This window comes from Marinobacter fonticola (genome assembly GCF_008122265.1).
Taxonomy (GTDB): Bacteria; Pseudomonadota; Gammaproteobacteria; order Pseudomonadales; family Oleiphilaceae; genus Marinobacter_A; species Marinobacter_A fonticola.
In genome coordinates this window covers 2,221,047-2,233,763 of the sequence record NZ_CP043042.1, presented here as the reverse complement: position 1 = coordinate 2,233,763, position 12,717 = coordinate 2,221,047, and the positions used below count along the sequence as shown (strand labels likewise).

At 57.1% G+C, this 12,717-nt stretch carries 11 protein-coding genes and 1 pseudogene; 11 read left to right on the top strand and 1 reads right to left on the bottom strand.

Annotated elements, in window-relative coordinates; all coding sequences use genetic code 11:
• Positions 1 to 402 precede the first annotated feature (402 nt).
• Positions 403 to 672: pseudogene (locus tag FXO11_RS09900) on the top strand (transposase); the annotation flags it as partial.
• 7 nt (positions 673 to 679) lie between these two features.
• Here the strand turns inward: FXO11_RS09900 and FXO11_RS09895 are convergent.
• Positions 680 to 2,359, bottom strand: coding sequence for a GMC oxidoreductase (locus FXO11_RS09895; RefSeq protein WP_148862830.1), 1,680 nt, complete (start codon positions 2,357 to 2,359; stop codon positions 680 to 682).
• A 569-nt stretch (positions 2,360 to 2,928) separates the two neighbouring features.
• Between FXO11_RS09895 and FXO11_RS09890 the strand changes: the two genes are divergently transcribed.
• The 10 genes from FXO11_RS09890 to FXO11_RS09845 all read left to right on the top strand — a co-directional run bounded on the left by FXO11_RS09890 (position 2,929) and on the right by FXO11_RS09845 (position 12,627).
• Positions 2,929 to 4,134, top strand: a complete 1,206-nt coding sequence (locus tag FXO11_RS09890) for an acyl-CoA dehydrogenase family protein (RefSeq protein ID WP_148862829.1) — start codon at positions 2,929 to 2,931, stop codon at positions 4,132 to 4,134.
• Positions 4,134 to 5,159 (top strand): phosphotransferase family protein, encoded by a 1,026-nt coding sequence (locus tag FXO11_RS09885; RefSeq protein WP_148862828.1) that lies wholly within the window; start codon positions 4,134 to 4,136, stop codon positions 5,157 to 5,159. The genes FXO11_RS09890 and FXO11_RS09885 overlap by 1 nt, the downstream gene beginning before the upstream one ends.
• A complete protein-coding gene (locus tag FXO11_RS09880; protein ID WP_148862827.1) occupies positions 5,156 to 5,527 on the top strand; it encodes a DUF6285 domain-containing protein in 372 nt (123 codons plus the stop codon). Before FXO11_RS09885 ends, FXO11_RS09880 begins: the two co-directional genes overlap by 4 nt.
• Before the next feature lie 34 nt (positions 5,528 to 5,561).
• Complete coding sequence (locus FXO11_RS09875; RefSeq protein ID WP_148862826.1) at positions 5,562 to 7,172, top strand: AMP-binding protein; 1,611 nt, start codon at positions 5,562 to 5,564, stop codon at positions 7,170 to 7,172.
• 128 nt (positions 7,173 to 7,300) lie between these two features.
• On the top strand, positions 7,301 to 8,524 hold the full coding sequence (locus FXO11_RS09870; protein ID WP_148862825.1) for an ABC transporter substrate-binding protein: 1,224 nt from the start codon (positions 7,301 to 7,303) through the stop codon (positions 8,522 to 8,524).
• A 76-nt stretch (positions 8,525 to 8,600) separates the two neighbouring features.
• A complete protein-coding gene (locus tag FXO11_RS09865) occupies positions 8,601 to 9,470 on the top strand; it encodes a branched-chain amino acid ABC transporter permease (protein WP_148862824.1) in 870 nt (289 codons plus the stop codon).
• Complete coding sequence (locus FXO11_RS09860) at positions 9,467 to 10,414, top strand: branched-chain amino acid ABC transporter permease (RefSeq protein WP_148862823.1); 948 nt, start codon at positions 9,467 to 9,469, stop codon at positions 10,412 to 10,414. The genes FXO11_RS09865 and FXO11_RS09860 overlap by 4 nt, the downstream gene beginning before the upstream one ends.
• Positions 10,411 to 11,196, top strand: a complete 786-nt coding sequence (locus FXO11_RS09855; protein ID WP_148862822.1) for an ABC transporter ATP-binding protein — start codon at positions 10,411 to 10,413, stop codon at positions 11,194 to 11,196. The genes FXO11_RS09860 and FXO11_RS09855 overlap by 4 nt, the downstream gene beginning before the upstream one ends.
• Positions 11,193 to 11,897: an ABC transporter ATP-binding protein gene (locus FXO11_RS09850; protein ID WP_148862821.1), complete on the top strand. Its 705-nt coding sequence runs from the start codon at positions 11,193 to 11,195 to the stop codon at positions 11,895 to 11,897. Before FXO11_RS09855 ends, FXO11_RS09850 begins: the two co-directional genes overlap by 4 nt.
• A 46-nt stretch (positions 11,898 to 11,943) precedes the next feature.
• Positions 11,944 to 12,627 carry a TetR/AcrR family transcriptional regulator gene (locus FXO11_RS09845; RefSeq protein WP_148862820.1) on the top strand — a complete coding sequence of 228 codons (684 nt, stop codon included), beginning with the start codon at positions 11,944 to 11,946 and terminating at the stop codon, positions 12,625 to 12,627.
• The last annotated feature ends 90 nt before the right edge of the window (positions 12,628 to 12,717 follow it).

Sequence of the window (12,717 nt, the reverse complement as noted above, 5' to 3'; positions counted from 1 at the left end):
GTAGTAAACTCCGTTATCTGACACAGCTCAAGACGCTTGTCTGCCTTTTGAAGGCTGACATTCGGGGTAGTATTCAAAAGGCAGCCGAGCTCCGCGATCCACTATTCTAGTACGTTCTCGATCACCGACTTGTGGTTACAGCCCGAGATGACGCCATCGGTGCCCAGTCGTTGCCAAGGCTGCCAGTTGTTCTTCGGCTAGATGGAAACGCTTTCAGCGACAGGTTTCGCCCCAGTGGAACTTGCCCAGTTAGATCGGCGGGCGTAAAGCCAGTCTTATGCCCCCCCATACACCTTCCGCCAATATGGTCTCATCGCTCAGAATAATTGTGGGCCTGTGAGTCGCCATCAGTTTCCTAGATACCTTTCAGTTAGATAAACTGACTGCAAGAGAGGTGTTCAGATGAGCGCGAAGCGCTATCCCGAAGAATTCAAGATTGAAGCCGTCAAGCAGGTGTTAGACCGTGGTCACTCGGTTGCCGACGTGGCTAAACGGCTCGATATCACAACCCACAACCTGTACGCCTGGATCAAGAAATTTGGTCCAGATTCTCGTGAGCATCGCGAGCTGTCGGATGCTCAAGCGGAGATTTGAAGGCTCCAGAAGGAGCTGAAGCGGGCAGCGGAAGAGCGGGATATCTTAGAAAAAGCCGCGGCGTATCCACGCCGTTCCAATCAATTTATGTAATGGCCCCGGATTCTCCCTTCGCCGCGACAGCCGCCACTGTCTGGGTTTCTGTCTGCAACGGCTGGGGCTTTTTGGCTGGGATGAAGCTCATCGCCCGTTCGGCCAGAGCGGTTATCGTCAGGCTGGGATTGACGCCCAGGTTGGCCGACAGCATCGAGCCGTCGATGACATACAGGTTCTGGTAATTGAACACCCGATTCTGGCCGTCGATGACGCCGGTCGCCGGAGTGTCGGACATCGCGCAGCCGCCCATACAGTGAGCGGTCATCGGTACGTTAAAGGCAATCTCCGAGAAGGAACTCAAGCCGACACCGCCCGTCGCCCGGGCGGCCTTTTCGGTAAACGCATTCGCTTCGGGAATAAAGCTCGGAATGGGATTGCCGTGGCTGGTCAGCGTCTTGGAAAACGGCCAGTACCAGGGTCGCGTCCAGCGCATGTCGATATGTCCTTCAATGGTCTGCATCACCAGGAAGATCACCGTTTCACGGGAGAATCGCCAGGGCAGCAGACTGCGAAACCCGGCGACCGGGCGCTTAACCAGCAGCTTGGCCACTGCGGCCAGCCAATGCAGCATCCTCACTGGTCCGGGACGGCCGCCCGTTAACACTGTGAGCAGGCTGCTCAATAAGTTGGAGCCATCCGGATACCGCACCGCCTCGATATGGGTGTGCGGGTCGATGTGGATGCCCGAGCCGATTGCGATGCCCTTGGACAGATCCTCTTTACAGCCGGGATAGCGCACGCCGAGGATGGATTCGGAGTTGGTGCGCACCCGCTTTCCCAGGTCGTCGGAAATATTGGGCAGGGAGCCGTTGTCGCGCAGGTGGAACAGCAGGCTCTGGGTTCCCAGCGAAGAAGCAGAGAACACCACGCTGCGGGCCGTAATACGATCCCGGGATTTCTTGCCTCTGGCAAAGGTTGGCACCGTAGTAATTTCGTAGCCATCCGCGCCGTCGGTCTGCCCGAGGGGTTTGACGTCCACGACTTGGGTTTCCGCGCGCACCTCGGCGCCCCGGCGTTCGGCCAGGTAGAGGTAATTCTGGTCGAGGGTATTTTTAGCGCCGTAGCGACAGCCCACCATGCAACCGCCGCAGCCTATACAGGATTTTCGCGCCGGGCCTTCGCCACCGAAGAAAGGGTCTGGGTACCCAGTGCCTGGCGCGTCATCGTCGTCGCCGAAAAACACACCGACATCGGTGTAGTAGAAGCTATCTTCAACACCGGCGACACGGGCCATCTCCCGGAGCTTCTCGTCGGCGGGGCCGGGTCTCCGATTCTCGGTCACCCCGAGCATGCGTTTGGCCTTGGCATAGTGCTCGGGCATGGTGTGTTCCCAGTCCTCCAGTCCGGACCAATTGCCCTCGCGCCAGACCGAATCCGGCGGTACCAATAAGGTTTGGGCATAGGTGATCGAACCGCCACCCACGGCATTGCCGTGTAGAATCATCACATGCCGGAACAGCCGCAGACTCAGGAATCCACGCAACCCGAGGGCGGGGCGCCAAAGGTAATCCCAGAATTTCCAATTCTTTCGGGGCAGGTTCTCCGGTGTCCAGCGCCGGCCCTGTTCGATCACCAATACCCGGTAGCCTTTCTCGCTTAACCGGTATGCGCTGACGCTGCCGCCAAAGCCGGAACCGATAATGACGAAATCGTAGTCGTACTGTTCCATGATTTCTCACCGTTTTTGTTTTTGTTTGGATACTGCTTTTCTATGGGTGCTGCTTCCGTATAGGTATTAGGCGCGGGATGTCGTAGCCGAGCACGTCCAATCATGCGCGGAAAAGAACCCCAACTGAAGGTTAAACGAGGCCAACGCTCGATAAGATGATTGACCACCTCCCCAGCTCTTCTCAGGAACCACGGCTCACACCTGCACAAACTGGGTGGCTGGCTTTAACAACGCAAAGTGTAGGTCGAGATCGGAAAAGCTGCGCAGCGAGCCTCAATTGCAAATAGGCAGGTGGTTCGTTCACTCATTTACCTATTTCTCCACCGCGCTCAACCCGTCATGTATTTTTCGATCTTTACTTGTATATTTCGAGCGCTCGTTTTATTTTTAGTTTTATAGATCGATTACTGAACAATTTCAACAAGACCAGCGCCAATCAATTCCGCTCGTCGCCGGGGCTCGAGGGAAAAGCCGGGTTCGCGTCTGGTGTACGGGCTTTCCCCCGACATGACGGGCAGCGCTCTGGTGGTGGACGAGGGTTGCCTTCAAATTTTTCCAAGGAACAGAGTATGGATTTCAGCCTGAGTGCCAGAAACGAGTCCTACCGCCAGCGCATCAGAGCCTTCGTGGAAGGCGAGTTGCTGCCGTTGGAGCGTGAGCCAGGGTCATATGACGAGCATGAGAATATCGCCCCCGACCCCCTTGAAAAGATGCGTTCCAAGGCGCGGAAGCAGGGGTTGTGGTGTCTTCAGATCCCCGAGAACCTGGGAGGGCAGGGGCTGGATATCTCTGGTATGGCAGCGTGCTACGAAGAGATGAACCGATCCATTTTTGGACCCGTTGTTTTCAACGCGGCCGCACCGGACGATGGCAATATGACCGTCCTCGCCAAAGTGGCCACCGCAGAGCAGCAGGCGCGCTGGCTCATGCCGATTATCGATGGGCGCGTACGTTCTTCCTTCGTGATGACGGAGCCGCCTCCCGGCTGCGGATCCGACCCGGGTATGATGCTGACCACGGCGAAACGCCAAGGTGATCGCTGGGTGATTCACGGCCATAAGCACTACATTACCGGCGCCGGTGAAGCGTCCCACTTTATCCTGATTGCGCGGACATCCGATGATAGTCGTAAAGGCCTGTCCGCCTTTATGTTCCATCGTGATGATCCCGGTTGGGAGATTGTCAGGCGTATTCCCATCATGGGTCCCGAAGAACATGGTGGACACTGCGAACTCGAATTCAATGGCCTGGAGATCCCCGACGAAAACCGTTTGATGGATGTAGGGGACGGGCTCAAGCTAACCCAGATCCGGCTCGGTACCGCAAGGCTGACACACTGTATGCGCTGGCTGGGCCTGGCCCGCCGCTCGCTGGAAGTTGCTACGGAGTATGTCGGCCGCCGCGAATCCTTTGGCCGTCCCCTGGCCGAACGCGAAGGCGTTCAGTGGTTGCTGGGCGAAGCGGCGATGGATATTCAGGTTGGCCGATTGCTGACCATGCACGCCGCCTGGAAACTGGATCAGGGTGACTTCGCCCGGAAAGAGGTCTCGATGGCGAAGGTTGCGGTGGCTGACACACTGCACAAAGCCGTGGATACGGCCATCCAGTTGTGCGGAGCCCGAGGCTATTCCAAAGATACGCCACTGGAGTGGATCTATCGCTACGCCCGCCAGGCACGCCTAGTGGATGGCGCCTCGGAAGTCCACAAAATGGTCTTCTCAAAAACACTCCTATCCGAGCGCGCCGACTTTTGGCACTGGGGGGTGGCTCCCTGATGTCCGATTTGGCAGAGGCCTTTACCCGCTTCATCGTACAGCAGACCAAGGCAGCCAATGCCGAGGTGCTGGCTTTCGAGAAGCTGTCCGGCGGCGCCATTCAGGACAATTTCGGCCTTACCCTTGAATTGAAAGGCGGCAGCCGACCGGGACGCCAGGCCGTCGTGGTGCGACAGGATGCGCCTTCCGGTGTGCCCGAAAGCCTGACACGTCCCGAAGAATTTCACGTCCTCAAAGCTGCCCATGAAGCTGGAGTTACAACGCCTGAGCCTCTGTGGTTATGCGAAGACACCGACGTCAGCGGAGGAGTGTTCTATGTCATGAGCAGGGCTAACGGCAGCGCTTCGCCCAAGACGCTGGTCAAGGCGGACTTCAGCGCTGATCAACGTCAGCGAATCGTCAGCCGATTTGGCTCCGAGTTAGCCCGTTTGCACAGCCTACGTCCGCCGATAGAACAACTTTCATTCCTGCCTCTTCCTGCTGGGGGCGATCCTGCGAAGAGCCGCGTAGCACTCTACCGGCGTTATCTGGCAGCCATCGGTGAACCGCATCCGGTTCTGGAATGGGCGCTGAACTGGTTGGAAAATCGCGCGCCCAAGCCCGGTCTGACCGTGTTGTGCCACTGCGACTTCCGCACCGGCAACTACATGATGGACGGAGAGGCGCTGACGGGGATTCTGGACTGGGAATTCGCCGCCTGGAGCGATCCTTGCGAAGACCTGGGCTGGCTTTGTTCCCGAAGCTGGCGTTTTGGCGCCGATGAGAGAGAAGTGGGCGGCATAGGCGACAGAGACGACCTTTTAAAGGGCTATCAGTCCGTTAGCGGCATCGAAATCGATCCGGCCGTTGTTGACTACTGGGAGGTTATGGCGCTGGTTCGTTGGTCCATGATTGCCTTGCAGCAGATGCGCCGGCATCTGACAGGCGAGCAACAGTCGTTGGAGCTGGCACTGACCGGTCGGATGGTTGCACAAATGGAGTTCGATTTACTGAATCAGATCCAGGAACTGGAGGGAAGGTCATGATCAACCCGCCCGACACGCACACTATTCTGGCTGAATCCCGCCGGGTTTTACTTGAAAACCTCGTGCCCCAACTCAAGGGCGACCTGCGCTACGACGCCTTGATGGCCGCTAATGCTCTCGGCATGGCAGTTCGTGAGCTGGAGCAACAACAAAACGGTCAGTACGGCCAAGCGGACACCATACTATCCGCATTCCTCGAAACGCGCTCGCTGGCCAGCTCGCCAGGACACGGAGAGGAGGATCTGGCCCGCGCGATTCGCGAGCGCGAGCTGGCTGTCGACGACGTCGGTTTGCAGGGTGTTCTCAGGGCGCTCACTGAGGCCCAGCTGCGAATCAACAACCCCGCTTATCTGGATAAGGGGCGTTAACTAAGCTCATCCGGAACAACAGGTGGAAGCGCAGATGAATAAATACAAAAGCCTGAACAAGCGCGTCGGAAACCATGCACCTCTCACACCGTTGAATCTGCTGCAGCGGTCGGCGCAAGTCTATCCCGGCAAAGAGGCGGTCATCGACGATGACGTGACGCTGACTTACGAGGCACTCTACCGGCGTTGCTGTCAGATGGGAGAGGCACTGCGCGGCCGGGGAATCGGAGCAGGGGACACCGTCGCGATCGTCTGCCCGAACAGCCACGAGATGCTGGAGTCCCATTACTCGATACCCATGGCCGGCGCGGTCCTCAACGCCATCAATATTCGTCTCGATGCAGCCTCACTGTCGTTCATCCTTTCCCATGGCGAAGCTCGCGCCCTGTTCTACGACACCCAATGGGAGAATGAAGTCCGGGCGGCGATTGCCGATTTTGAGGCGACGCCGCTATTGGTGGCCATCGAACGCAAGGCAGGCCCCTCGAACGGCCTTGCCGATGTCGGCTATGAGTCCCTGCTGGCCGAGGGCGATCCCGATGCTGGCTGGTTGGCTCCGGACGATGAATGGGATGCCATCACGCTAAGCTATACCTCCGGCACTACGGGCAACCCGAAGGGCGTGGTTTATCACCATCGTGGTGCCTTCCTGTCCGCCATGACCAACGCCATGGTTTTCGATATGACCGCTGACACCGTCTACCTGTGGACGCTGCCGATGTTCCATTGCAACGGCTGGGCCTACACCTGGGCCATTACGGCCGTCGGCGGCACGCACGTTTGCTTGCGTGAAGTCGATACTCTGGACATCTACCACCGTATTGAACGTCACGGTGTGACGCATATGTGTGGCGCACCCGTGGTTATGAATCTGTTGCTCCAGGATCTAGGGCGAGAAGGGCTGACCCTCTCGAAACCGGCCCATTTCGCACTCGGGGGCGCAGCGCCGCCGAGCACGGTGATTAGCAAGGCGGAACAAATCGGTTTTCGGATTACCCATCTCTACGGCCTTACGGAAACCTACGGCCCGTCGACACTCTGCGTACCGCAGGCTGACTGGCAAGCGCTGCCCTTGGAGCAGCGGGCGCAAAAGATGGCCCGTCAGGGCGTTGCCACCCACGGTGTGAATGAAGTGCAGGTGTTGGATATGGCCTCGGGAGCGCCCGTCCCGGCAGATGGACAGACCCTGGGTGAGATTTGCCTGCGAGGCAACACTCTAATGAAGGGTTATCTGAAGAATCCCGAGGCTACAGACAAGGCGTTTGCCGGCGGCTGGTTCCACACCGGCGACCTGGCCGTTATGCATCCGGACCACTACGTGGAAATTCGTGATCGTGCGAAGGACGTGATCATTTCCGGCGGCGAGAATATTTCCAGCCTGGAAGTCGAAGAGGTGCTTTATCGCCATCCTAAGGTGTCCGAGGCTGCAGTGGTTTCCATGGCAGATGAGAAATGGGGCGAGGTCCCCTGTGCATTCATCTCTCCGATCGAGGGCGAGCACCTGACTGAAGAGGACATCATTGCATTCTGCCGCGATCAGATGGCGCACTTCAAGGCACCACGCAGGGTCGTGATGGGCGAGTTGCCGAAGACGGCAACGGGTAAAGTCCGCAAGAACATTCTCAGGGATTCGCTTTCCCGTTAAAGGTAGGCGTTTCTGCATGAAGGAGGTCAATAGCGCCAGCTCACAAGAACCACCCAAACGATGATTGGAGGCCGAAACAGGCCTGGCAGTTCCAGTGACAATAATGACAAGAACACAGGAGCAACATCATGAAAAAAGCGAAGATCAAAAATCTGCTGCTATCCACGGCCGCCGCAATCACTCTAGGGGCGGCCAATACCAGCTACGCAGAAGAGCTCATCAAAATCGGCGGCATCTATATTCTTTCCGGTAGTGCATCGACGTACGGCGAGTTCGCCCAACGAGGCATCAACCTTGCCGTGGAGGAGATCAACGCCTCCGGCGGCATCTTGGGTCGCCAGGTGGAAATGCTGTACGAGGACAGCCAGGGCAAAGCGTCCGTGGCGATCCAGGCCGCGCGGAAGCTGGTTTATTCCGAGGAGGTCGATGCCCTGGTTGGCCTTGACAGTTCCGGCGTCGCCCAGGGAATGGTGCCAACCATGCCGGAATTGCAAAAACCGCTAATTATCACTCATGCCGCAACACCGGATGTCACGGGAGATCTGTGTAATCCGTTCACCTACCGGATCAGCGTTAACGTCGCTCAGAATATGAAAGCAGCGGCTATGGTCGCTGCGGAAACCGACGCCACCCACTGGACCACCATCGGGCCGGACTATGCATTCGGGCACCAGTCATGGGAATACTTTGGCAATTACCTCAAAGAGCTCAAACCTGACGCTCAGCTAATGTCTGAAACCAACTTTCCCCGTTTTGGCGCTGAGGACTTCACGCCGTTCATTGATCGCGTCATGAATTCCGGTGCCGAAGGCGTTCTCATTTCTGTCTGGGGAGGGGATCTGGTCAATTTCGTGCGCCAGGCCCAAAACCGCGGGTTCTTCGATAAAGATATGGAGTTGATGTTTACCGTCGGCGCGGCGACCGAAGTGCTTACCGCCCTAGGCGACCAGATGCCGGAAGGGGTTCACCTGTCGACACGCTACTGGTATGACGCCTACGACAACGAGGTTAACACGCGCTTCGTTAAAGCTTACATGGATGCCTACGGCAGCGCGCCGAGCTATAACGCCGAGGGCGCCTATGCCGCGATCTATGCCTACAAGAAAGCGATGGAAGCTGCCCGTAGTGCCGATGGCCCCGCTGTCGCCAAAGCCCTCAGCGGAATGAGCCTGGATGCGCCTAACGGTAAAGTGACTTTCCGCGAGGAGGACCATCAGGCCATGGTCAGCCCGAACTGGGGCATCTCCGGTCCGATGCATCCGGAGCATGGTATCCGGACGCTGACAAACCTGCGCATCTTCGACGGCGAGAAAGTCGCACGATCCGTCGAAGAAACGGGCTGCAAGCTCTAACAACGATCATACACAGGCTTGCCGTGGCGTCCTGACCGGGCGCCACACTAACAGCCCCAACCGCGTGAGGTTATCCATGGCTGGCATTGGACCGGCGTTGCTCAATAGCCTGGACATCGGGCTATTGCTGTTCATCATCGCAGTGGGCCTGAATATCGTCTTCGGCGTCCTCAATATCATCAATTTCGCCCACGGCGCACTCTATATGCTCGGTGCTTACCTGGCATTCACCCTGATCAACTTGGCAGGTATGCCGTTTTGGGTGGCGCTGCTGCTGGCGCCCTTAGGTGTCGCAATCATCGCGGTCGTTCTTGACCGGGTGCTCCTGCGCTTTATTTACTCCCGTGATGTGGCGGATAGCCTGTTGCTGACATTCGCGATCCTGCTGATCATCAATGAGAGCGTGCGGATGATCTGGGGCAGCGGTATCCATGTCGTCCAGCCACCGGATTTGCTGGCCGGGTCCGTGGAGTTGCTGGGCAGTCCCGTGTCTACCTACAGCCTGTTCGTTATCGTCGTTGGCCTGTTGATGCTCGCTGGGCTTTGGTATCTGTTCAACCGCACCCGGATTGGTCGGACTATGCGGGCGGCCGCGCTGGATCGGGATATGGCGGAAGCCCTGTGCATCAACACCCGTCTCGTGGTAACCGGCGTGTTCGCCTTTGGGGCTTGGCTGGCTGCCATAGGAGGCGTGGTCGCTGCACCAATGCGTGCGCTCGATCCCGGCATGGGCGACAAGATCATCATCGAGTCGTTCATTGTCGTTGTGATCGGCGGCTTGGGAAGCTTCCCGGGGGCATTGATCGGCGCACTTATCCTGGGTTTCATTCATGGATTTGGCGGACGCTACCTACCGGAAGTCAATCTACTCCTGCCATTCCTGGGGATGGCCCTGGTGCTGTTATTCAAGCCAAACGGACTGATGGGGAAGGGAGCTCACGCATGAAGACAAAGATCCTCATGGTGCTTTTGGCACTTGTTATTGTCGCGCTTGTCGCGGTGCCTTGGGTGGCCTCTTATTTCTTCATTTTTATCGCCACCGAGATTTTGATTCTGGGCCTGTTCGCCGCCAGCTTTAACGTTATCTTCGGCTACACCGGGATGCTGAGCTTCGGCCACGCGGCCTTCTTTGGCATCGGGTCCTATGCCACCGCGCTGGTATTGATCCACCTGGAGTGGCCGTTTCTGGCGTGCCTGTTGGTCTCCATGGGCGTCTCTGCAGTGCTAGCGCTGATTATTGGTTTTCTCAGTGTACGCCTGAACGAAGTCTACTTCGCAATGCTCACACTGGCCTTCGGTATGATGGTGTTCGCCATTGCCTATCAATGGCGCTCGGTTACCAACGGCAGCGATGGGCTGGCGGGTTTTATCCTCAAGGATTTTGGCTTGGGGCTCGATCTGACCCTGGGCAATCCATCGGTCTACTATCACGTGGTCCTCGCGATCGTCGGCATCGCCGCCGTAGTGCTTTATATCATCTGCAGAAGCTCCTTCGGCATGGTTCTCAAGGCGATCAGGCAGAACCCGGAGCGGGTATCGTTTGCCGGTTTGAACGTGCGTAGCTATCGACTGGCGGCATTTGTCATCGGCGGAACCTTCGCTGGCCTGGCCGGCGGCCTGATTGCGCCTTTCCTCCGTGTTGCCAGTCCAGAACTTCTGCATTGGTCCATGTCTGCCGAACCGGTGCTGATGTCCATTTTGGGAGGTACCGGTTACTTCCTGGGTCCCTTTGTTGGCTCGGCGCTGTTTGTACTGCTTGAAACCGTGATTACCAGCTATACCGAATCCTGGATGCTTGTATTGGGCATTATCCTCGCGTTGATGGTGGTCTTTTTCCGCAAAGGCCTGTTAGGCACTGTCCTGGACTGGTGGCTGGAGATAAAGAAATGACGAACCCGATCCTGACCATCGAAAACCTTACCAAACGCTTCGGCGGCAACACGGCGGTGTCCGATATCAACATGGACGTCATGCCGCAAGAAACCGTGGCCATAATCGGGCCCAACGGTGCCGGCAAAACCACGTTTTACAATATGGTGTCAGGACGAATGCAGCCCAGCAGGGGCAAAATCATTCTGGAGGACAAAGACATCACGGGGATGCCTCCACACCGGATCAGTCGAATGGGGGTGTCACGGTCGTTTCAGATCAACAATATCTTCCCGGATATGACAGTGCAGGAGAACGTCGAGGTGGTCTTGTCGGCGTACCACGGTCATAGCCGCAAACTGTTCAATATCGCAAGCCGCAACACGGAAATTCAGAACGAAGCATTGTCTTATCTTGAACGCTTGGGGATCGCGGAGCTAAAAGACCGGCGCGCTGAAGTCATCAGCTATGGCGATAAACGCCTGCTCGAGATCTCTATGGTACTGGCCACGAGACCGAAACTGGTGCTGTTGGATGAGCCGACAGCGGGCATGACTCCCGAAGAAACCCGACGCACCACCAAACTGGTGAAAAAGCTGGCGGAGGGCGGGCATTACACCTTCCTGATCACTGAGCACGATATGGGCGTCGTTTTTGATCTCGCTGATCGGATTCTGGTGATGCACCGCGGCGAAAAGCTGTTTGCCGGTAAGCCTGAGGAAGTCAGGAATCATCCGGAGGTGCGCCGGGCCTATCTAGGTGACGAAGATGAGGATGAGCCAACAAAAGGGGTGAACGCATGATCCTCGAAGTGAGAGACATCCAGGCGTTCTATGGCGAGAGTAAGGCCTTGCAAGGACTCTCCATTCAGCTTGAGGCTGGCGAAACCGTGTGCCTGCTCGGCCGTAACGGCGCGGGAAAAAGCACCACGCTCAAGAGTATTATGGGCCTCACACCGCCGCGCCATGGTGAGATCTTTTTCGAGGACAAACCCATCCACGGCCGGGCGCCTCACCGGATCGCCCGTGCGGGCATCGGCTATGTCCCAGAGGATCGCCGGATATTTCCGGGGCTCACCGTTCGCGACAACCTCGAGGTCGCGGAATACCAGCGCAAGGGAAGCGCAGCGCGCTGGACCGTCGATGGCATCCTAAAGAAGTATGAAATGCTGGGAGAGCGGTCAGATCAGGACGGCGCGACGCTTTCCGGCGGTCAGCAACAGATGCTGGCCGTGGCGCGCTCGTTGATGATCCAACCCAAACTGCTACTGCTGGATGAGCCCAACGAAGGCCTGGCGCCGGTGATCGTGCAGCAGATCGGTGAACTCATCGATGATCTGAGCCACACGACAACGATACTGTTTACCGACCAAAGCGTCCATTTCGCGCTGACACACGCCCGACGCGCATACATTCTGGAAAAGGGTCAAGTGGTCCATTCCGCAGACAGTGGGGATTTGAAGGCAGACAAGGAAAGTCAGGAGCGATTCCTCTCGGTGGCCTGAGATAACGTATACTCTCACGCTGCAGTAAGGAGGCCGCGTCGTCGTTATGATTGAAAATTATGAAGAATTTCGCAACGAGCTCAGTTTGTCCAAGGAAGATGTCATTCGTGAGGTCTATCGCCAGAACAAGGACAGGATCAGCATCAAGAAGGAAACCACCGCGGTAAAAAATCTCACACGAATTATTGATTCCACACTGCGGCTGGCCAACTCAAAGGGCTTCCACGCGATGACCCTGCGGGATCTGTGCGCCGATTCCGGCATCAGTATGGGCGGCTTGTATGCCTACATTCGCAACAAGGACGATCTGATCCATCTGATCCAGAGTCACGGCTTCATCATCACGCGCAGGACGTTGCAACATTACACGGAGGAAGTGAAGGACGTTCGCCAGCGACTTTTTGCCGCGATCAAAGCGCATCTGTACCTGAGCGAGCTTATGCGCGCGTGGTTCTACTTTTCCTACATGGAAGCCAAGAGTCTGCCGGCACCGGAAAGGCGCGACGCGGTTGCGATCGAGTTGGAGATCGAGGAAATTTTTCTCGGGGTGATCAACGAGGGCATTGCGGCTGGTGCCTACAACCAGCGACACGCTAGGCTGGTGTCATCGATGATCAAGGCGCTGCTGCAGGACTGGTACCTGAAAAGACGAAAGTACCGGGATCAGGACGTCTCGGTGGACCAGTATGCGGTGTTCCTGCTCGATGTAGTGGAGAGTTACCTATGTTAGGTGGCGAGAGCAAGCTGCGCAGAACTCTCCCGGCAATAAGCTGTATAGTTGGCAGCTATGGTTCACCGATTACCCTCAAGTTACCGTATT